General features: G+C 73.0%; 22 protein-coding genes. 11 read left to right on the top strand and 11 right to left on the bottom strand.

The features are described from left to right. Window positions 1–84: 84 nt before the first annotated feature. Genes AB0B33_RS45630 through AB0B33_RS45620 form a run of 3 tightly spaced genes read left to right on the top strand, consistent with a single transcriptional unit; the run spans window position 85 to window position 1,354 of the window. A complete protein-coding gene (locus AB0B33_RS45630) occupies window positions 85–420 on the top strand; it encodes a metalloregulator ArsR/SmtB family transcription factor (RefSeq protein ID WP_360784164.1) in 336 nt (111 codons plus the stop codon). Continuing rightward, window positions 417–893 carry an SRPBCC family protein gene (locus tag AB0B33_RS45625; protein WP_247023986.1) on the top strand — a complete coding sequence of 159 codons (477 nt, stop codon included), beginning with the start codon at window positions 417–419 and terminating at the stop codon, window positions 891–893. The genes AB0B33_RS45630 and AB0B33_RS45625 overlap by 4 nt, the downstream gene beginning before the upstream one ends. 8 nt (window positions 894–901) lie before the next feature. Then, window positions 902–1,354: a VOC family protein gene (locus AB0B33_RS45620; protein ID WP_360784161.1), complete on the top strand. Its 453-nt coding sequence runs from the start codon at window positions 902–904 to the stop codon at window positions 1,352–1,354. Window positions 1,355–1,361: 7 nt separating this feature from the next. Here AB0B33_RS45620 and AB0B33_RS45615 read toward each other — a convergent pair whose 3' ends face one another. Next, window positions 1,362–2,210, bottom strand: a complete 849-nt coding sequence (locus AB0B33_RS45615; protein ID WP_360784158.1) for a helix-turn-helix transcriptional regulator — start codon at window positions 2,208–2,210, stop codon at window positions 1,362–1,364. A gap of 133 nt (window positions 2,211–2,343) precedes the next feature. On the opposite strand from AB0B33_RS45615, the gene AB0B33_RS45610 reads away from it, so the two are divergent. Further along, complete coding sequence (locus AB0B33_RS45610) at window positions 2,344–2,841, top strand: SRPBCC family protein (RefSeq protein ID WP_360784155.1); 498 nt, start codon at window positions 2,344–2,346, stop codon at window positions 2,839–2,841. Window positions 2,842–3,064: 223 nt separating this feature from the next. Here AB0B33_RS45610 and AB0B33_RS45605 read toward each other — a convergent pair whose 3' ends face one another. The 4 genes from AB0B33_RS45605 to AB0B33_RS45590 all read right to left on the bottom strand — a co-directional run bounded on the left by AB0B33_RS45605 (window position 3,065) and on the right by AB0B33_RS45590 (window position 8,381). After that, window positions 3,065–4,483 (bottom strand): carboxylesterase family protein, encoded by a 1,419-nt coding sequence (locus AB0B33_RS45605; RefSeq protein ID WP_360784152.1) that lies wholly within the window; start codon window positions 4,481–4,483, stop codon window positions 3,065–3,067. Beyond that, a complete protein-coding gene (locus AB0B33_RS45600; protein WP_360784149.1) occupies window positions 4,480–5,388 on the bottom strand; it encodes an MBL fold metallo-hydrolase in 909 nt (302 codons plus the stop codon). The genes AB0B33_RS45605 and AB0B33_RS45600 overlap by 4 nt, the downstream gene beginning before the upstream one ends. 81 nt (window positions 5,389–5,469) lie before the next feature. Beyond that, window positions 5,470–6,648, bottom strand: a complete 1,179-nt coding sequence (locus AB0B33_RS45595; protein ID WP_360784146.1) for an MFS transporter — start codon at window positions 6,646–6,648, stop codon at window positions 5,470–5,472. 263 nt (window positions 6,649–6,911) lie between these two features. After that, window positions 6,912–8,381, bottom strand: a complete 1,470-nt coding sequence (locus tag AB0B33_RS45590) for a helix-turn-helix domain-containing protein (RefSeq protein WP_360784143.1) — start codon at window positions 8,379–8,381, stop codon at window positions 6,912–6,914. A gap of 85 nt (window positions 8,382–8,466) precedes the next feature. Between AB0B33_RS45590 and AB0B33_RS45585 the strand changes: the two genes are divergently transcribed. Together AB0B33_RS45585 and AB0B33_RS45580 are read left to right on the top strand one after the other, a co-directional pair. Beyond that, on the top strand, window positions 8,467–9,132 hold the full coding sequence (locus tag AB0B33_RS45585) for an MFS transporter (RefSeq protein ID WP_360784141.1): 666 nt from the start codon (window positions 8,467–8,469) through the stop codon (window positions 9,130–9,132). Between the two features lie 128 nt (window positions 9,133–9,260). Next, window positions 9,261–10,913, top strand: a complete 1,653-nt coding sequence (locus tag AB0B33_RS45580) for a discoidin domain-containing protein (RefSeq protein WP_360784139.1) — start codon at window positions 9,261–9,263, stop codon at window positions 10,911–10,913. Window positions 10,914–10,916: 3 nt separating this feature from the next. On the opposite strand, the gene AB0B33_RS45575 is transcribed toward AB0B33_RS45580, so the two are convergent. Next, the gene (locus AB0B33_RS45575) at window positions 10,917–11,357 is read right to left on the bottom strand and encodes a hypothetical protein (RefSeq protein ID WP_247023997.1); all 441 of its coding nucleotides are present in this window, start codon (window positions 11,355–11,357) and stop codon (window positions 10,917–10,919) included. A gap of 53 nt (window positions 11,358–11,410) precedes the next feature. Next, window positions 11,411–11,962: a hypothetical protein gene (locus AB0B33_RS45570; protein ID WP_360784135.1), complete on the bottom strand. Its 552-nt coding sequence runs from the start codon at window positions 11,960–11,962 to the stop codon at window positions 11,411–11,413. A gap of 129 nt (window positions 11,963–12,091) precedes the next feature. Between AB0B33_RS45570 and AB0B33_RS45565 the strand changes: the two genes are divergently transcribed. Continuing rightward, window positions 12,092–12,658, top strand: coding sequence for a TetR/AcrR family transcriptional regulator (locus AB0B33_RS45565; protein WP_360784132.1), 567 nt, complete (start codon window positions 12,092–12,094; stop codon window positions 12,656–12,658). Window positions 12,659–12,849: 191 nt separating this feature from the next. On the opposite strand, the gene AB0B33_RS45560 is transcribed toward AB0B33_RS45565, so the two are convergent. After that, window positions 12,850–13,362, bottom strand: coding sequence for a lytic polysaccharide monooxygenase auxiliary activity family 9 protein (locus tag AB0B33_RS45560; protein ID WP_247024000.1), 513 nt, complete (start codon window positions 13,360–13,362; stop codon window positions 12,850–12,852). A gap of 275 nt (window positions 13,363–13,637) precedes the next feature. Between AB0B33_RS45560 and lexA the strand changes: the two genes are divergently transcribed. Next, complete coding sequence (gene lexA, locus AB0B33_RS45555; RefSeq protein ID WP_360784129.1) at window positions 13,638–14,291, top strand: transcriptional repressor LexA; 654 nt, start codon at window positions 13,638–13,640, stop codon at window positions 14,289–14,291. A gap of 6 nt (window positions 14,292–14,297) precedes the next feature. On the opposite strand, the gene AB0B33_RS45550 is transcribed toward lexA, so the two are convergent. After that, a complete protein-coding gene (locus tag AB0B33_RS45550; protein ID WP_360784127.1) occupies window positions 14,298–15,503 on the bottom strand; it encodes a cytochrome P450 in 1,206 nt (401 codons plus the stop codon). 98 nt (window positions 15,504–15,601) lie between these two features. Between AB0B33_RS45550 and AB0B33_RS45545 the strand changes: the two genes are divergently transcribed. Further along, window positions 15,602–17,056, top strand: a complete 1,455-nt coding sequence (locus tag AB0B33_RS45545; protein ID WP_360784125.1) for an MFS transporter — start codon at window positions 15,602–15,604, stop codon at window positions 17,054–17,056. Between the two features lie 112 nt (window positions 17,057–17,168). Further along, entirely contained in the window at window positions 17,169–17,915 is a 747-nt protein-coding gene (locus AB0B33_RS45540) for an SDR family oxidoreductase (RefSeq protein ID WP_360784122.1), read from the top strand. A 21-nt stretch (window positions 17,916–17,936) separates the two neighbouring features. Here AB0B33_RS45540 and AB0B33_RS45535 read toward each other — a convergent pair whose 3' ends face one another. Together AB0B33_RS45535 and AB0B33_RS45530 are read right to left on the bottom strand one after the other, a co-directional pair. Then, the gene (locus AB0B33_RS45535; RefSeq protein WP_360784119.1) at window positions 17,937–18,188 is read right to left on the bottom strand and encodes a DUF4287 domain-containing protein; all 252 of its coding nucleotides are present in this window, start codon (window positions 18,186–18,188) and stop codon (window positions 17,937–17,939) included. A 67-nt stretch (window positions 18,189–18,255) separates the two neighbouring features. Continuing rightward, a complete protein-coding gene (locus AB0B33_RS45530; protein WP_360784247.1) occupies window positions 18,256–18,999 on the bottom strand; it encodes a class I SAM-dependent methyltransferase in 744 nt (247 codons plus the stop codon). Window positions 19,000–19,101: 102 nt separating this feature from the next. Between AB0B33_RS45530 and AB0B33_RS45525 the strand changes: the two genes are divergently transcribed. Further along, window positions 19,102–19,698, top strand: coding sequence for a helix-turn-helix domain-containing protein (locus tag AB0B33_RS45525; RefSeq protein ID WP_360784117.1), 597 nt, complete (start codon window positions 19,102–19,104; stop codon window positions 19,696–19,698). Window positions 19,699–19,860 lie beyond the last annotated feature (162 nt).

Below are 19,860 nucleotides of genomic sequence, written 5' to 3'. Positions count from 1 at the left end.
CCCGCAGATCCTCGCACGGCGGGCTTGACAACCCTCCCACCAGCCTATAAAAACCATCTGGTTACAAAACCGGAAGGTTATGGAATGACCCCCAGCGACACGCTCGACCGAACGTTCGCGGCCCTCGCGGACCCGACCCGGCGGGCCATCCTCGCCCGGCTCGCGGCCGGGGACGCCACCGTCACCGAGCTGGCCGTGCCCTTCGCGATGTCGCAGCCCGCCGTGTCGAAACACCTGCGGGTGCTCGAGCGGGCCGGGCTGGTCACGCGGGGCCGCGACGCGCAGCGCCGGCCGTGCCACCTGCTGGCCGCTCCCCTCAAGACGGCCACGGACTGGCTCGCCGCCTACCGGGACCACTGGGAAGCGAGCTACCGGCAGCTCGACGACCTGCTGACCGACCTGCAGCAGCGGGAACCGTGACGTCCCCCGGCTTGGCGGTCGCCCGGTCCGGTGCGACCGGCCTCGTCCTGACCCGGACCTTCGCCGCTCCCCCGGCCCTGGTCTTCGCCGCCCTCACCCAGCCCGACCTGCTGCGCCGCTGGCACGGCGCCCACGGCTGGCGGCTGACCGAGTGCGAAGTGGACCTGCGGGCCGGCGGAGCGTGGCGGTTCGTCTCCCTCGGCCCGGACGGCGCGGAGATGGCGATGTCCGGTGTGTTCCGCGAAGTCGTGCCGCCCGTGCGCATCGTGCAGACCGAAGTCCACCGCGGCTGGACCGACGGTGCCGCGCTCGTCACCACCGAGCTGGCGGAGACCGGCGGCCGCACCGCCATGACCGTCACCGTGGAGTACTCCTCACCGGAAGTCCGCGAGCAGGCCCTGCGCAGCCCGATGCGGCGCGGCGCCGGTGAAGCGTACGACCGCCTCGAAACCCTGCTCGCCCAAGAGAAATGAGAACCCCGATGAACGACCCGGTCACCGAAGTCCCCGCCGACCCGGCCGCGCTCACCCCGGCCGCGTCGAACCCGCCCGTGCCGCCCGGTGCGTTCCTGCTCGAACTCGTCCCGGTACCGGTCCGCGACACCGACCGCGCCATCGCCTTCTACCGCGACCAGCTCGGCTTCACCCTCGACGTCGACGTCCGCCCGGCCGACGGCGTCCGCATCGTCCAGCTCACCCCGCCCGGCTCGGCGTGCTCGATCTCCCTCACCGAAGGCGTGGCGGCCCTCGCCATGGACCCCGGCGCACTGCGCGGGCTGCACCTCGTGGTCGCCGACATCGAGCAGGCCCGTTCCGAGCTCCTCGGGCGGGGGGTCGAGATCGGCCCGGTCGAGGACATGGGCGGCGTTTTCTACGCCTACTTCGCCGACCCGGACGGCAACAGCTGGTGCCTGCAGCACATGCCCTGGCGCTGAGCGGGGCTCAACTGGTCGCCGCCGTCAGCAGGGTCAGGGCGGCCTGGGAAGGCGAGCCCGGCTCGGCGGTGACCACGACGAGGGTTTGTTCGGGGGCGTGGGCGAGCGCGAGGGTCTGCTGGTGCACCGTCAGGTCGCCGACGAGGGGGTGGCGCATTGCGTACTTCGTCGCGGCGCAGGAGACGACCCGGTGGTCGGCCCACATCGAGGCGAAGCCGGCGCTGCCCGTGACCAGCTCGCCGATCAGGGTGCTCAGCAGGCGGTCGTCGGGGTGCCGTCCCGCGGTCAGGCGCAGGTTGCCGACCACCGCGCGGGCCTTGTCGGTCCATTGTGGATAGAGGTCGCGGGTGTGCGCGTCGAGGAAGACCAGGCGGGCCATGTTCGGTCGGTCGGCGGGGCGGCCGGGGGCCGTGAAGTCGAGGTGGCCCGCGAAGAAGGCGTGCCCGAGCCGGTTCCAGGCCAGCACGTCGGTGCGGCGGCCCAGCAGGATCGCCGGCACGTCGCCCAGCCCGGCCAGCAGCTGCGTGGTCACCTCGTCGACGCGCTCGGCCGGCGGCCGCTTCGCCGCACTGCGCCTCGGCGGCCGGGCCAGGACGCGCAGGTGCTCGTGCTCGTCGGTGTCCAGCCGCAGCGCCCGGGCGATCGCGTCGACCACCTCGTCGGACGCGTTCACCGACTGGCCCTGCTCGAGCCGCACGTAGTACGACGCGCTCACCCCGGCGAGGCTCGCGACCTCTTCGCGGCGCAGGCCGGGCACCCGGCGCCGCTCGCCGTAGGTGCGCAGGCCGACATCCGCCGGGTGCAGCCGCGCCCGGCACGCCTGCAGGTATTCGGCGAGCTGCCCCTGATCGACCATGACCCCGAGTATGCCCGGGGCGGCCGCGGCCCAGCCTGACCCTGCCGGGGGTAGGAAACGGCCGGGCTGGCCGCGGTGGCGGGGCGCGGGACAACCTGGCGCCAAGCTCACCGAGTCCAGGAGGACCCCGCCCATGACCACCGACACCGTTCCCGCCCTCGACCCGGCGACGTTCACCTTCACCAGACGGGCCTGGGTCCCCGCCCCGCCGCCGGTCGTCTACGACCTGGTCAGCGACGTCGCCAAGATCGAGCTGTGGAGCCCGACCGCGTCCCGGGTCCGCTACGACGACGGCGCCGGCCCGGTCCCGGGCGCGTGGTTCGGCGGCCACAACCGCCGCGGCGAGCGCGAATGGGACACCCGCTCCCAGGTCAGCACGGCCGACGCACCGGCCGAGTTCACGTTCGTCGTGGGCGGCCTCGACGACGGCATCGTCCGCTGGCGCTGGCTCATCGCCGCCGACGGCCCCGGTTCGATCGTGACCCAGGAGTGGCAGCTGCTGCGCCTGGACCCCGTGCTCGGCTCGACCGCGGGCGAGCTGGCCGCACTCCGGGACGACATGGCGGCCAGCGCGGAAACCACCCTGATCGCACTCGGCCGCTGGCTGCACGAGCACGCCACGAAACCCTGACCACGGCGCTCAGTTCCCAGGGGCGGGGCGCCCGGGCTGCGAGATGACGTGGTGACGAGCGCACAAGCCACCCTGATCGCGCTCACCCGCTGGCTGCACGAGCGCGCCACGAAACCCTGACCACGACGCTCAGCTCCCAGGGGCGCCCGGGCTGCGAGATAGCGTGGCGGCCAGCACGGAAACCACCCTGATCGCGCCCATCCGCTGCCCCGACGCCCCACCCTCAGCCCCCGAAAACCTCCACCGCCGGCCGCTCCGGGGTGCGAGGTGCCCAGCCCGGGTCCCCGCTGGTGGCGAAGCCGACCCAAGCGGCGTGCATGCGCGTCGCGAGGGCCGGCGGGGCCGGGTCCGGGCCCAGCAGGCCGGTTTCCCCGTGCAGCCACGGTTCGCCGGCCAGGTCGAACACGAACGGCAGCTCCACCGTGTGCGCCGCGCCGAGCCGCCCGTCCAGTGCCGTCGAGCGGTGGGCGAACGAGTACACGTGGGTCCGGCCGGTGCGTGCCGCGATCAGCCGGGCCGAACCCGCGCCGAACAGCGCGTCGCCGAGCAGTGCCGAGCGCAGCTCTCCCGGGCTCGCGTCCGGCCGGGACGCCCGGAGCGCGGCGACCGCGGCCTCGGGATCGGCCCGGGTCGCCGCCGCGACGGCGAGCACGTCGGCGTCCGTGGAGTTCTCGAACTTCCCTTGCGGCACCAGGTAAAGGTTCCCTTCCTCGGTGGTGGTGCCGATGAGCAGATCGACGTCCCCGCCGAGCGGCGCGTCGGCCGGTTGCACGGGCAGCACCAGGCTGAACGGGCTCAGCCCGGCGAGCGGGTCGGTCGCGGTGGCGGTCCGGAGGTCCACACCGGACAGTGCGGGCATCGCCGCCACCAAGCGGGCGTCCGGGATTTCCGCGAACGCCGCTGCCGTCGGCTCGGTCCCGAGCGCGGCGGCCGCCGCCGACGTGACTCGCCGCGCCTGCTCCGGGGTGAACGCGCCCGTCCCGCTGCCGCTCTGCATGATCGCCCGCCGGAACAGCCCCTTCGCGGCCGGTGCTGCCAGCAGCCCCGCGGTGAGCGTCGCCCCTGCCGACTGCCCGAACACCGTGACGTTGCCGGGATCGCCCCCGAACGACCCGATGGCGTCGCGCACCCACCGCAGCGCGGCGAGGACGTCCAGCAGGCCGCGGTTGTCCGGCGCGCCGTCCAGGACGAGGAAGCCGGGGATCCCGAGGCGGTAGTTGATCGTCACCAGGACGACGCCGTCCCGCGCGAACGCCCGGCCGTCGTAGAGCGCCGCCGCCGTGGAGCCGGTGACGAACCCGCCGCCGTGCACGAAGACCATCACCGGCCGCTTGCCGTCGTCGGCGGCCGGGGTGCGGACGTCCACGGTGAGGTACTCGTCGCCGCGCACCCAGCCGGGGCCGAAGTACGGGCTCAGGTCGAGGCGGCCGAAGTCCCGCACCGGCTGGGGCGCGGTCGGCGACGGCCGCGTGCCGTCCCGGACGCCGGACCAGCCCGGGTGCGGCACGGGTTCGGCGAAGCGGAGCCCGCCGGCGGGAGCGGCCGCGTACGGAATGGCCCGGTAGCGCTCGCCGAACCGGTCACGGGTCCCCCGCACCGCGCCCGGAGGCGGGTGCGCGATCGGGTGCCGGGTGCCGCTCACGCGAAGCCGGCCCAGTCCGTGATGGCGAACCGGGAGCCGTCCCGGCGGACCTGCACGCCGCCGGGCCCGGGCAGGTGCGCCGGGAACACGAGCGCGCCGGTTTCGGCCGCCGAGCCGAGCAGCTGGTGCCGAGTGGCGCGCGCCTGGACCTCGTCCTCGCAGAAGCACGAGTTGACGTCGGGCGCCACGATCTGCTGCGGGGTGTGCACCAGATCGCCGACGAACAACGCCCGGTCGCTCCCGGATTCCAGGCGCAGCACCGACGATCCCGGCGTGTGGCCGGGCGCGAGCTCGAGCCGGAGGTTGCCGTCGATCCGGTACGAGCCGTCCCACAAATCCACGAGCCCGGCCTCGTGCACCGGCGCGACGCTGTCCTCGAAGACGTTCTGGTTCCCCCGCCCGAACACGGACTCGTTCTCGTTGAGCGGGTTCCAGAACTCGAAGTCGCGCCGGGGCAGGAGGTAGCGGGCGCGGGGGAACGTCGGCACCCAGGCACGGTCCTCGAGCCGGGTGTTCCAGCCGACGTGGTCGGTGTGCAGGTGGGTGTTGACCACGAGGTCGACGTCCTCCGGGCGCACCCCGGCGGCCGCGAGCGTGTCGAGGAAGGGCGTGTCGCGGTGTCCCCAGAACGCGGCGTAGGGCCGTTCCTTGTGGTTGCCGACGCCGGTGTCGACGAGGATGGTTCGGCCTTCGCTGCGCAGCAGCCACGTCTGGACCGCCGCGACGACCTGGCCGGTTCCGGGGTCCCAGAAACCGGGGGCCAGCCAGGACCGGTTCTCCTCCCAGTCCGTTTCGTTGCTGTGCGGGAAGAACTCCGCCGGCGTCAGGCCGACCGGGCCGGAGAACTCGACGACGCGGGTGACGGTGACGTCCCCCAGCGTGATCTCTTCGGGAATCGCGTTCATGACCCCAGGCTGGCGCCCGGCCGCACCGGTGAACCAGCCCCGGCGGTGCCTACCCTTCGCCGGGGTGGCCGGGCTCCGGCGTCACGACCGTCTCGGGATCCACCGCCACAACGCCGCGGCCGCCGCGAAGCCGACCAGGTCGCTGGTCGCGATGCCGGCGCCGAGGCCGGCCAGTGCGGTGGCCGCCGACAGGACCAGGGGGCCGACGCCGGTGCCGATGTCGGCCAGTTCGTTCCAGATGCCCAGGTGCGTCGGGCGCCCCACCGGCGGGGAGACGTCGGCGCCGAGGGTCATCACGATGCCCGAGCCGATCCCGTTGCCGAAGCCCATCACCATCGCCGCCACCGTCAGCAGGGCCGCGCCGTCGGTCAGGGGCACCAGGAGGAAGGAGGTGCCGAGCACGAGGGTCGCCGGCACCGCCACCCAGCGGCGGCCGTGGCGGTCCATGACCTTGCCCGCCGGGTAGAACGTCAGCGCGTCGACCGCGCCGGCGATGCCGTAGATGATCGAACCGGTCGTCGGCGACAGGCCGATGTGGGCCGCCCACAGCGGGACGACCGTCTGGCGGGTCTGGCGGATCGCCGACAGCAGCAGGATTCCCGTGCCCAGGGTCGCGTACACCCGCCACCGCTGCTTCAGCATCCCGCGCGTGGTGACCTCGGCCGCCTGGTCGCGGCCGGTGACCGGCAGGTCGGGCACCCGCAGCACCAGCGCGGCCGCCGCGGCGATCGCGGCCAGGCTCACGTAGTACGCGCCCGGCAGGCCGGCGAACCGCATCGCCGCGGCCCCGGCGAACGGCCCGAGGAACACGCCGATCCGCATGCTCCCGCCCAGCGTGGACAACGCCCTGGCCCGCAGGTGCGGCGGCACGACCTCGGTCAGGTACGACTGCCGGGCCAGGCCGTAGACCGCGGCGGCCGCCCCGATCAGCACGACGCCGGCGCCGTAGAGCAGCAGCGACCACGGCCCGCGGCCCAGGTCGACCAGGCAGATCAGGACCCCGGCGACCAGCACGGCCGCGGCCAGGAGCATCGACCGGCGCTCACCGACCCGCGTCGCCAGCACCCCGGCGGGGATGTTCGCGACCAGCGACCCGACCCCGAGCATCGCGGCGATCAACGCGGCCGTCGGGGTGCTGGCACCGCGCTCGATGGCGCTCAGCGCGATGACCGGCAGCAACGCGCCTTCGGACAGCCCGAACAGGGCCGCGGGCCCGTAAGCCGCCGCGGCGACCGAGCGCAGACGGAAGTTCTCGACCATGTCCGGTCATCATGCGCGACCGGCGACGGCCGCGGGATCCGGAGTGATCATCGTCGCGCCCGGTTTCGTCCTCAATGGACAGATCCGGCCGGTTCCCGCCGAGCGGTGCCGATCGACGCGCAGGCGTTCCGGTTCCGCATGGTCTCCCCCGTCGGTCGTCCGGTCAGGCTGCTCCGAAACTAGCCAGCCTCCACCCGCCGGGGCGAGGCACGGACTGCACAGTGAACGGTCTCAACGGTTTCGCGGTGACCAGTGACTACCGCTCACAGTGAGCCGAGGGCGCGCAGCGCCAGCCACAGCTCGTGCTTCGCGCTGGGTGCGTGCAGCAGGGAACGGCCGAGGGCCCGTTCGATCCTGGCCAGCCGCTTGCGCGTGGCCGGTGCCGAGATGCCGAGGGCCGCAGCGGTCGCGGGCAGCCGGGCATCGGCGCGTAGCCACACCCGCAGCGTCTCGACGCCGGCCGGGGGTCCGGCGTCGAGGGGCAGCAGCCGGGAGCGGGCCCAGACGACGGCGGCCGGGGTCGCCAGCAGGCTGTCGAGCGGGCCGGCCGGCGAGTCCGGCGACGCCCCGGCGTGCAAGCGCAGGGCGAGCCACGCGGCCGACTGGTCGGCGAGCCGGGTGAGGTCCAGGCCGAGCAGGTCGCCGAGCAGGCGCAGGCGCGCGGCAAGCGTGTTGCGGTGGATCTTGAGGTGGCGGCCGGCGCCGCCGTCGAAGGTGAGCCAGGAGTTCAACGTGGCCAGCAGTTCCTCGGCGCCGGGGTCGGCCCGCCGCGCCGGGACGTAGGTCAGGCACGGCCGCAGGAACCCGGCCGCCCACGCGGGTCCGCGGCCGCCGAGGAACGGCGTCAGGTCGGTGTGCCGGTCGAACCGGGCGTACCGGCCGGGTACGCCGCGGGCCACCGCCAGCGCGTGGAACGCCTGTTCGTAGCCGAGCGCGGTCTCGCGCAGCGGCACCTCCTGGCTCGCGCCGACCCGCGCTTCCGGGACGCCCTCGGCGATCAGCAGGTCCAGGCGGTGCTCCCGCTCCGGCGGGACGAGCGCGATCAGGTGGTGGGGCCGGACGGGACAGGGCACGATCCACGCCCGTCCCCGCGCGAAGCGTTCGATCTGGTCGCCGATCTGGTGGCGCCGCCCGGCCGGGCATTCGACGACGAACACGCGCGCCACACCCGGCAGCCGGGGGCCCAGGGTCGCGGCGATCCGCTGCGCGGCGGCCAGGCTGCCGATCATCAGCAGGTGCAGCACGGCTTCGCGGCTCTGCGACATCGCCGACGCCACGCGGTCGCTGGTCCGTTCGGCTTCCGCCACCCGCCAGCACAGGCCGAGGATACGGGCGGCATCGGCGAGCACCACGCCGGGCCGGCGCTCCGGCCGGTTCGCGACGACCAGGTACGGCACGCGCGCGGCGGCGTCGCCGGCGCGGACGACGTCGATCGTGTCCGGTTCGCCGTCGAGGACCGCCGACGACGTGCCGCGGCGGTGCAGGCGGGCCACCTCGGTGGCGGCCGCGGCCAGGACCGTCGGCGCGGGAGCGGAGTGCTTCGACGGCGCCGCAAGGGTTTTGCCGTCGACGTCGACCAGGGCCGCCGTTCCGCCCGTGCGCGTCGCCAGCCAGTCGAGGATCGCGCCGACCGCGCCGGGACCGGTGGACAGCCGGGTCAAGGCGACGAGGTCGACGGCCCGGCCGGCGGGGCCGGGAGCCGCGCTCGCCCGGCTCGTTCCGACGTCGACCACCCCCCGCACCGGCGCGATCCACTTTAGCGCGTCCGGCTTCGGACATCGCCGTACGCGCGGGACTTCGGCGTTATACGGTCCCCGCATGTACGTGACGCCACCGCCGCTGCCTGTCACCCGCCCGGTCGCCGAGCCCGCCTGGTGGCAGGTGTGCGGCCCCGCGCTCACCGCGCTGATCGGGTTGTTCGTGCTGACCGCGATCTACCGGTTCGACGGCAGGTCGGAGGTCCAGGTCGCCCTCGACCTGTCCGACTCGAGCCTGCTCCTGATCGGGCTGGTCGCCTACCTGGCCGGGGCGGCGCTCGCGGCGGTCGCCGGCCTCCTGCTCGGCGCCCGCTTCCCCATCGCCGTCGCCGTTCCCGCGACCTGCTTCCTGCTCCTCGGCGTCCTGTGCGCCGCCTTCGCCGACGGCTCCGGGCTCCTGGCGGCCGGCCGCGCTCTTTCGGGACTCGGCACCGGCGCGGCCGTCGGCGCGACGGTCGCGCTGATCCGGAAGCTGCGCGAACGGCGCGGGGTTCTCGCCGGGGTGACCGGCGCGCTCGCCGTGCTCGCCCTGGTGCTCGGGCCGGTCATCGGGCAACTGCTCGCCGAATCATTGGGGTTCCGCGTGGTCCAGCTGACCGCCGTTCCGTTCCTGCTCGTGACGCTCGTCGTCAACGCGGTTCTCGGCATCGTCCGGCTCACCGCCGCCAAGCGCGCGGCCGCGCCCGCCTCGTACGGCACGCCGTGGCAGCCGGCCGGCAGTCAGTGAAAGCGTCTTCTTGCACACTTTGGTGCGAAACTTTCTGAAATCAGTTCCAGTCTTGCCACTTACTGTCCTAACGCCTACAGTCCGGGCACCGGCAGGTGTACTCGAGCAGCGTGGCGAGAGGAACTGGCATGGCGATCTCGCGCAGGACTTTCCTCGGTTCGGCCGCGGCCGCTTGGGGTGCGCTGTCCCTCGCCGGCGCACCCGGGGCCGCCGCGGCCAGTGCGCCCGGTGACGTCGTCGGCAAGATCACCGTCGGGTACCAGGGCTGGTTCGCCTGCGCCGGCGACGGCGCCCCGATCGGCGCCTGGTGGCACTGGAGCCAGAACTGGGGACAGCCGCCGTCGCCGGGCAACAACGTCATCAAGGCCTGGCCGGACGTGCGCGAGTACACGCGCACGTACCCGACCGCGTACGGCAACCTCGGCAACGGCGCGCCGGCCACGCTCTTCTCGTCCTACGACCAGCAGACCGTCGACACGCACTTCCTCTGGATGCAGCAGAACGGCTGCGACACCGCCGCGTTGCAGCGCTTCAACCCCAACAGCAGCGAAGGCGCCACACGCGACGCGATGGCCGCGAAAGTCCGCGCCGCCGCCGAGGCGCACGGCCGGAAGTTCTACGTCATGTACGACGTCACCGGCTGGGCGAACATGCAGCCGGAGCTGAAAACCGACTGGACCGCCAAGATGTCCGCGCACACGGCGTCACCCGCCTACGCGCGCCAGAACGGGAAGCCGGTCGTCTGCGTCTGGGGTTTCGGCTACGACGACGCCAACCACCCGTGGGACGCGAGCACGTGCCTCGACGTCGTGCGCTGGTTCAAGGCGCAGGGGTGTTACGTCATCGGCGGCGTGCCGCGGGAGTGGCGGACGAGCGACGGCGGGTCGCGGCCCGGCTTCGGCGACGTTTACCGCGCGTTCGACATGCTCTCGCCGTGGATGGTCGGCGCGATCGGCGACGCGGCGGGCTCGGACCGGGCGTATGAGAACCTGACCGTGCCGGACCTGGCCGACTGCGCCGCCCACGGCATCGACTACCAGCCGTGCGTGCTGCCCGGTGACGTTTCGGGGCGGCAGCGCGCCCACGGCGATTTCATGTGGCGCCAGTTCTACAACGTGGTGCGCGCCGGTGCGCAAGCCGTCTACATCTCGATGTTCGACGAGTACGGCGAAGGCAACCAGATCGCGAAGACCGCCGAAAACGCGTCGATGTCCCCGGCCGGCCTGCTCGCCCTGGACGAAGACGGGACGGCGTGCTCGTCGGACTACTACTTGCGGCTGACCGCCGACGGCGGCCGCATGCTCAAGGGCCAGCTCCCGCTCAGCGCCGTCCGCCCGACCCGGCCCACGCTCACCACCGGCGGCCCGGGCGACCTCGCCCGCGGCCGCGCCACGAGCGAAAGCAGCCACACCCAGAGCTACGGCCCGGGCAACGCCGTCGACGGGAACCCGGACAGCTACTGGGAAAGCGCGAACAACGCGTTCCCCCAGTGGCTCCAGGCCGACCTCGGCGCGGCGGTGGCGGTCACGCGGATCGTGCTGGCGGTCCCGCCGTCGAGCGCGTGGGGCACGCGGACGCAGACGCTGACCGTGTCCGGCTCCGGCGACGGCACCGCGTTCGAGACGCTCGTCCCCGCGACGGCGTACGTGTTCGACCCGGCGCGGGGCAACAGCGTCACGATCGCCGTTCCCGGCGGCACCCGCCGCTTCCTGCGCGTGACCTGCACCGGCAACACCGGGTGGCCGGCCGCCCAGCTCGCCCGCTTCGAGGCCTACGGCTGAGGATCAGCGGCGGCCGGCGACCAGGATGACGAGGTACTGGCCGCCGCCCGGCTGGACGTCGGCGGTCACCGGCAGCCCGGGCACCAGGCGAGAGAACCGGTCCACCAGCCAGCCGGCCGCCTCCCGGGCGTCCTGCTCGGTCGGGCACCGGGCCACCATCTCGCGGCCACCCTTGCGTTCCAGCCGCCCGGCCACGGTGATCAGCGGCGCGGGTTCGGCCACGTGCAGGCGATCCGGCCAGGCGATGACCACCTTGACCGCACCCTTGCGCGTGTTGCACCCCCGGTGCGCGAGCCGCTCGGGCACCTTGGCCTTCCGGTCGGCGGTCCGGCTGTCGACGCTGGGCCCCCGCGGATCGTTCACCGACATGCCGGGATCGACCGGCTCGTCGCACACCCAGCAGCGCCAGCCGTCGCGCTCGGCGACGTCATCGAGGAGACTCACCCGAGCAAACTAGCCTGCCGGGCCCCGCCGGGTTCAGGCAGTGCCGCGCGGCGCTAGTTCTTCGGCGCGCGACCCAGCCGCAGAGCGGAGACGAGGAAGAAGACGCCGCCCAGCGTCGCGTAGCCGGCCAGCGTCGTCAGCGAGGCACCGTCCTTTGTGGCCTGCAGGATGAACGAAGTCCCGGCCAGGACGGAGATCCCGCCGCTGAGGATCATCGGCCACTGCCCGCCCATTGCACGGCGGGCGATGCCGACGGCGAGCTGGACGGCGCCGGCCACGATCGCCCAGCTGCCCCACACGCGCAGGACGCCCGGGATGCCGGACGAGACGGCGAACGCCAGCCCGGCGGCGGCGAGCAGGCTGATCGCGACGTTGACGTACAGCGCCGGCACCGGTTGGCCCGCCCCCGACGTGCGGGCGTCGACCACGGCGGCGACGACGTCGAACAGCGGGTACAGCACCAGCAGCGCGACGCTGACCGGGCCGAGGCTCGACGCCGTCGCGAACAGCAGGCCGGCCCAGACGAGGGCGAACGCGAACCGGGCGAAGTAGAGCCGCCGCAGGGACGGCGCGATGCCGGCGGCCGGAACGGTGCGAGTGGTCATGCGGAGCTCCAGAAGTCAGGTAGACAGATCGTTCTATCTCATGACTATGGCAGCAGCTCGCCGCCTCCGTCAAGACCGACCGTTCTATCTGCTAATCTGGGTGCAGTACCCGCGAGGCAGGAGGTCCCGTTGTCCGAAGCCCGAGCCAGGCTGCTTTCCTCGGCGAGCCGGCTGTTCTACACCGAGGGCCTCCACTCGGTCGGCATCGACCGGGTGATCGCCGACGCGGGCGTCACGCGCGCCACGCTGTACCGGCACTTCCCCAGCAAGGACGACCTGCTGGTCGCCTACCTGACCGAGGCCGACCAGGCCATCCGCGCCCAGGTGGCGGCCGCCCGTGAAGCGGGCGGCCCTCCGGCGGCCATCGTCCGCGCGGTGGCGACGTCGATCGCGGACGGCATCCGCTCCCCCGGCTTCCGCGGCTGCGCGTTCCTCAACGCGGCGGCGGAGTACCCCGACCCGGCCCACCCGGTCCACCAGGCGGTCCTGACCCACCGCACGTGGTTCCTGGAGACGGTGACCGAGTTGCTGGCGGCCACGGGCGAGACGGCCCCGGAGCCGGCGGCCCGCCATTTCGTGCTGCTCCGCGACGGCGCGATGGCGGCCGGCTGCCTGACCGACCCGGCCCCGATCTGCGAGACCTTCCTGCGCGGGGTCGACGGGATCCTGGAGTACCGGACCTCGGGGAAGAACTGACGCTCGGGAACCGGCGATCGAAGTCCACGTCGGCCGCGATGACGACGGCCCGCAGGTGGTCGCTCACGAGCAGTGCGGCGTCAAGGACGTCCACCACCGCCCAGTCCCGCCGAACGACCGCCTGAGCGCGCGAGCGGCCACCCGTGGAAAACCACCCGCCCGGGAGCCGCGCGCTCCCGGGCGGGTGGTGGTCAGCCCACCTGCAGGTCGATGCAGGAGTAGAACGCGTTCGACGTGTCCGCGATGTTCCACACCGCCAGCACCGTCTGGCGTCCGGTGTGGCCGGACAGGTTCACCTGGTGCGAAAGGGTTGCCGGCGGCTGCTGGTTGTTGCCGCTGATGTCCGCGACCTTTTGCCCGCCGATGTAGTACTCGTAGTTCGTCGTGCGGTGGCGGGCGGTGAACGTCCACGTGAACGTCGCCGTCGTGCCGACCGGGGACGCGCGCCAGCCCTTGCTGTTGTCGTTGAGCTCGGCGAACTGCGCGTTGCCGCCGTTGCAGGACCGCAGGCCCTTCGGGCCCTCCACGCTCTGGGGCTCGTACTTGATTTCGCCGCACGACACCGTGCCCTGGGCGCACTGTGCCTGCCGGCTCGCCGGGGAGTTCACGTAGCCGTGCGCGCTCGCGATGCCGGCGGGGCTCACCACCACCAGGACCGGCGCCAGGAGTGCTCCCGCCGCGGCCGCGGTCAGTTTGCGGTTCATACCAGCTCCTTCGGGGACAGGCTCGCCTCCCGGCCGCCGCGTACGGCGAAGTCGCGGTCCGGGTCCCGTGGGGGACCCGCCCGCGTCGGGAACGGTTACGAGCGAAGGAAAATTGTGGTCTAGACCATACGTCGGTTCGATGCGCGGGTCAACAGATGACGAAGTCCCGGTTAATGTTGGTAAGGCGCCAACTGTCACCCGTTGTTCCGGTCAGCGGGACCCGCCGGGGCGGACCGGTCGGTGACGGAGGGACACGAACCTCTAGGATCACGCCCGTGACCACCTACGACGACACCTTCGAGCACCTCGACGCCTCGGCCCTGCCGGACCGGCAGCAGAAGATCCTCGTGGCGATCCGGGACTGGGTGGTCCGGTACGGCTACTCCCCCAGCACCCGCGAGATCGGCGAGGCCGTCGGCCTGCTCTCGACGTCGTCGGTGTCGAAGCACCTGGCGAGCCTGGAGGACAAGGGTTTCCTGCGCCGCGGCGCAGGCGTGTCACGCCCGATGGACGTGCGCGCGTTCCTGCAGGGCGGCGAAGCGCGCGAGGACAGCGACTCGGTCCCCGTGCCCGTCGTCGGCGACATCGCCGCCGGTACGCCGATCTCCGCGGTCGAGCACGTCGACGACGTCCTCAAGCTGCCGCGCGACCTCACCGGGCGGGGCACCGTCTTCGGCCTGCGCGTCCGGGGCGACTCGATGATCGACGCCGCCATCTGCGACGGCGACATCGTCGTGGTCAAGCAGCAGAACGAGGCCCACTCGGGGCAGATCGTCGCCGCGATGATCGACGAGGAGGCGACGGTCAAGGTCTACCGCCGCCGCAACGGGCACGTCTTCCTCGAGCCCCGCAACCCCGCCTACGACGTCATCGACGGCGACCGGGCGGCGATCCTGGGCGTGGTCGTGTCGGTGCTGCGGAGCGTCTGACGCGCTTCACCAGGTGACCGGCAGCTCGTACACGCCGTACACGGATCCGTCGTGCTTGAACGGGATCCGCTCGACGCCGGTCGCCAGCGCGAGCGTCGGGATCCGCCGGTACAGCGTGCGGTAGACGACCTGGAGCTCGAGCCGGGCCAGCGGCTGGCCGAGGCACTGGTGGACGCCGAAGCCGAACGCGACGTGCCGGTGCGAGTCGCGGCTCAGGTCGAGGCGATCGCCGTCCGGGAACACCGCCGGGTCGCGGTTGGCGATGTCGTTGGCCATGATCAGGCCCTCGCCCGCGCGGACGGTCACCCCGGCGATCTCGATGTCCTCCAGCGCGACGCGGCGGCGGCCGTTGTGCGTGATGTTCAGGTACCGCAACAGTTCTTCGACCGCCGACGCCACCAGCGCCGGGTCGTCGCTCTCACGCAGCAGCGCCAGCTGGTCCGGGTGCTCCAGCAGGGCGAGCGTCCCGAGCGCGATCATGTTCGCCGTCGTCTCGTGGCCGGCGATCAGCAGCAGCACGCCCATCTGCGCCGCTTCGACGCGGGACAGCTCGCCGGCGTGCACGCGGGCCGCGAGCCCCGAGAGCAGGTCGCCGGCGGGCCGTTCGAGCTTCTCCCCCATCAGCCGGTCGAGGTAGCCCACCAGCGCCTGGTGCCCGGCCGCGCGCTCCTCCGGCTCGGCGTCGCGCCGGATGATGACCTTGCTGCTGTCCTGGAAGAAATCGTGGTCGGCGTAGGGAACGCCGAGCAGCTCGCAGATCACCAGTGACGGCACCGGCAGCGCGAACGCCTCGACGAGGTCGACCGGCTTCGGTCCGGCCAGCAGGGCGTCGATCCGGTCGTCGACGATCTTCTGCACCGCCGGGCGCATGGCGGCGGTGCGGCGGATCGTGAACGGCGCGGTCACCATCTTGCGCAGCCGCGCGTGCTCGGGGTTGTCCATCAGGATGAAGCTGATGCCGGTGCCGCCCTTCGGCAGCGGTGCCGGGCTCGGGTAGCCGGGCCGCGTGACGTCGGCGCTGACGCGGGGATCCGCCAGCAGCGCGCGCTGGTCGGCGTAACGGGTCACCAGCCACGGCGTGCTGCCGTCCCACAGCCGGACGCGCGCGAGCGGCGCTTCCGCCTGCAGCTCCCGGGCCGCCGGCGGCGGGTCGAAGGGGCAGCCCGGGGCGCGGGTCATCGGGAACCCGGGGATTTCGGCGGTGCTCGTCATCGTTCCTCGCGGTCGCCGTCAGTTCGTGATCAGTCAACCGAAGACTGCTACGCTAAGTCAAGCGACTGATTTAATTCGGACATCCCGACGGAGGACCCGTGCCCGACCCATCCACCCCTGTCGCCGAGGCGCCGTCACGCGCGAACCTCGTCGTCGGGGTCCTCGCCTTCGCGGGCATCGTCGTCTCGCTGATGCAGACGCTGGTCATCCCGCTGATCCCGGCGCTGCCCGGGCTGCTGCACGCGTCCGCCGCCGACGCCACCTGGGCGATCACCGCCACGCTGCTCGCGGGCGCGGTGGCGACGCCGACGGTCGGCAGGCTCGGCGACATGTACGGCAAGCGGCGGATGCTGCTGCTCAGCCTCGGCGCGCTCGTGGCCGGCTCCACGATCGGCGCGCTGTCCGACAGCCTCGCGCCGATGGTCGCCGGGCGGGCGCTGCAGGGCCTCGCGGCCGGCGTGATCCCGCTCGGGATCAGCATCATGCGCGACGAACTGCCCGCCGAACGGCTCGGCTCCGCCACGGCGCTGATGAGCGCGTCGCTCGGCGTCGGCGGTGCGCTCGGCCTGCCCGCCGCGGCGCTGCTGGCCGAAAACGCCGACTGGCACGTGCTGTTCTGGACCTCGGCCGGGCTCGGTCTCGTGGTGGTCGGCCTGGTCGTCGCGCTGGTGCCCGAGTCCCCGGTCCGCACCGGCGGCCGCTTCGACGTGCCGGGCGCGGCCGGGCTCTCGATCGCGCTCATCTCCCTGCTGCTGGCGATTTCGAAGGGCGCCGACTGGGGCTGGGACAGCCCGGCGACGCTGGGCCTGCTCGCGGTGGCGGTCGTCGTCCTGCTGCTGTGGGGCCGCTGGGAACTGCGGACCGCGCAGCCGCTGGTCGATCTGCGCACGACCGCGCGGCGCCAGGTGCTGCTGACCAACATCGCCTCGGCGGTGTTCGGCTTCGCGATGTTCGCGATGTCCCTGGTCCTGCCCCAGCTGCTGCAGCTGCCCGCGGCGACCGGCTACGGGCTCGGCAAGTCGATGCTGGTGGTGGGCCTGGTGATGGCGCCGTCGGGGCTGGTGATGATGGCGCTGGCTCCGGTGTCGGCGCGCATTTCCCGCACGCGCGGCCCGAAGACGACGCTGATGCTCGGTGCCGTGGTCGTCGCGGCCGGGTACGCGCTGGGCATCGGGCTGATGAGCACGACCTGGCAGCTCGTGGTCGTGTCGAGCACCATCGGCGCGGGCATCGGGCTGGCCTACGGCGCCATGCCGGCGCTGGTGATGGGCGCGGTGCCGGTTTCGGAGACCGCGGCGGCGAACAGCCTCAACACGCTGATGCGCTCGATCGGGACGTCGGTGTCGAGCGCGACGGCCGGGCTGGTGCTCGCGCGGCTGACGATCGACTTCGGGCCGGTGAGCCTGCCGTCGCAGAACGGGTTCCGGCTGGTGCTGGCGATGGGCTCGGCCGCGGCGCTGATCGCGCTGGCCGTCGCCGCGTTCCTGCCCAAGCGCTCCCCCGCCGCCACGGCCCCGGCGAGCCCCGAACCCGCCGCCGCGGTGAGCCGCTGACCGGCCGCCCGCCGTCCGGTTCGCGCGCGGTGCGCGTCCGGTCAGCGGCGGGCGCGAACCTGCCGGTCAGCACCGGGTCACCCACGGCCCGGACCGACCGGAGGAGCCGGACATGACGAAGAACGCTTTGGTGACCGGGGCTTCGCGCGGGATCGGCCGCGCGATCGCCCGGCGGCTGGCCGCGGACGGGGCCGTCGTCGCCGTGCACCACGGCGGCAACGAGGTCGCGGCGGAGGAGACCGTCGCGCTGATCGAGGAAGCCGGCGGCCGCGCCTTCCCCGTGTTCGCCCGGTTCGGCGAGGACGGCGCCGTGGACCGGCTGGCGGACGCGGTCGCCGAGGCGTTCGGCGGGCTGGACATCCTGGTGAACAACGCCGGCATCGGCTCGCACAGCACGCTCGAGGAGCTGACCGAGGCGGAGCTGGACCGGCTCCTCGCGGTCAACGTCAAGACGCCGATGCTGCTGATCCGGCGGCTGCTGCCGCTGCTCAACGACGGCGGGCGGGTCGTCACCGTCGGTTCGATGGCGTCGCGGATCGCGGTGCGGAGCCAGATCGCCTACACCGTCACGAAAGCCGCCGTCGAGGCGCTCGCCCCGACGCTGGCGAACGAGCTCGGCCACCGCGGGATCACGGTCAACACGGTCGCGCCCGGGCCGATCCGGACCGACCTGACCGAGCCGCTGCTGGCGATCCCGGAGGCGGCGGCCGGTCTCACCGCGATGACCGCGCTCGGCCGGATCGGCGAGCCCGAAGACGTCGCCGGCGTGGTCGGGTTCCTGACCGGGCCGGACGGCCGCTGGGTCACCGGCCGCACCCTCGACGTCTCCGGCGGCACCTACCTCGGCCCGATCGGGTGAACGGCGGCGGCCGCCCGGGGATCACGCCCGGGCGGCCAAGCCGTCGAGGTGGAGCACGCCGTCGGTGTGGTGCGCGGCCACGAACTCCGGCCCCTTGGTGACGAGCCGGGCGATCGCCGTCGCGTGGCCGTGGCCCAGGCCATGGTCTGCCTTCAGCCAGGCGATGACTTCGGCGTGCTTCGTGAGGTTCTTGCCCGCCGCCAGGCCGAGGAAGGCGCGCGGGGTGATGCCGGTCTGCTTCTCGGCGTTGTCGAGGTAGGCCTGGAAGGACATGGGGACTCCGTGGGTCGGTGGCGGGTCGTCGTGCTCTCCACCAAGTTCTCACCGACAACTTTTTTTGTCAAGACTTCGCCGCGAACACCGCCAGCGTCGTGTACGGCAGCACGAAGGGGCGGTCGATGGCCGCGCCGACGATGCCCAGCACCTCCGCGAGCGCGGCCGGCTCCAGTCGCGTCAGGCCACCGGTCGTCGGGAGGAAATCGAGCCATTCCTCGCGCGTGTAGCGCTTTTCCCAGGTGAACCGCCGAAGCTCCGGAGCACCGAACGCACCCGAGGCCCGGATGCCGTCGGCGAACCCGGTGAACATGACTTCGTACAGCTGCGCGGCGCTGCGCGACTCCCCCGCGAACGGCGCGTCCGGCAGCACCCGCCGGTACGCCTCGGCGAGCGCGTCCGCGACCGCGGCGGGCGGCTGGAAGACGTGGGCGAACACGGCGAGCAGCCCGCCGGGACGCAGCACGCGCGCCGCCTTGGCTGGGCCGGTAACCGGGTCGACCCAGTGCCAGGCCTGTCCCGCGACGACGGCGTCGAAGGTGCGGCCGGCCGGGTCCCAGTCCTCGAAGGTCGCGACTTCGACGTCGGTCCCCTTGCTTCGCGCGAAGGCGGCCATCCGGGCGTCGGGGTCGACGCCGAGCACCCGGCACCCGGCGGCGGCGAACTGCCGGGCCTCGATACCGGTGCCGCAGCCGACGTCGAGGATGTCCGGCCCCGGGCCGGCGGCACGGACCGCCGTCACGAGTTCTTCGGGGTAGGGCGGGCGGGCGCGGTCGTAGCGTTCGGCGTCGGTCCCGAAGGACTCGGCCATCCGGCGTTCGCGATGGGGTTGAGTGGGCATGCGCCCACTCTAATGGGCACCCGCCCACTCGCGCCACGAGCGTTCGCCGGCGGCGTACCGGAGAATGGGGTCATGCCGACCGGGGTCCACCTGCGCGACGTTCGACAGCAGCTGTTCGCCGCCGCCGAACGGGTACTGCTGCGCGCCGGCGCGAACGCGCTGACCAGCCGCGCGGTGACGGCCGAGGCCGATGTCGCCAAAGGGGTGCTGCACCGCTACTTCGCCGATTTCGACGACTTCCTGGCGGAGCTGGTGCGCGAACGCATCGCCCGGCTCCGGGACCAGGCGGTGCTGCTGCGCGCCGCCGCGGGGACGCGGACGGTCGCGGAAAACGTCACGGCCGCGCTGACGGAACTGTTCGACCCGGTTTCGGTGGCGCTCGTCAGCCTGGTCTTCTTCCGCGACGAGCTGCGGGCGCGGTTACGCCGTCCGGGTGACGGCCTGCCGATCCTGGCGGAGGCACGCACGATGCTCGCGGACTACCTGACCGGCGAGCGCGAACTGGGCCGCGTCGCGGCGGACGCCGACGTGGATTCGCTGTCGCTGTCGTTGATCGGCGGCGGTCACCTGCTGTTCGCGGGCCGCCGGGGAACGCTGCCGGACGAGCACGAACTGGTGATGATGGTCGAGACGGTGCTCGCGGACGTGCTGCAGCGCAAGCTGTTGTGACCGTCCGGAATGGACACCGCACCAACCTCGCCGTCGACTTCGCCAACTCGACCACACGGGGGTCCGGCGCCAGCGTCGCCTGCCTCCGGGTGCGAATAGGACGTCCCATCAGCAAACCGTAACGGTTCAGATCGAATTCATGAAGAGACACCCCGCGTGGTC

The sequence above is a fragment of the Amycolatopsis sp. NPDC049159 genome (genome assembly GCF_040648295.1).
GTDB lineage: Bacteria > Actinomycetota > Actinomycetes > Mycobacteriales > Pseudonocardiaceae > Amycolatopsis > Amycolatopsis pretoriensis_A.
This window is presented reverse-complemented; position numbering and strand designations above follow the sequence as displayed.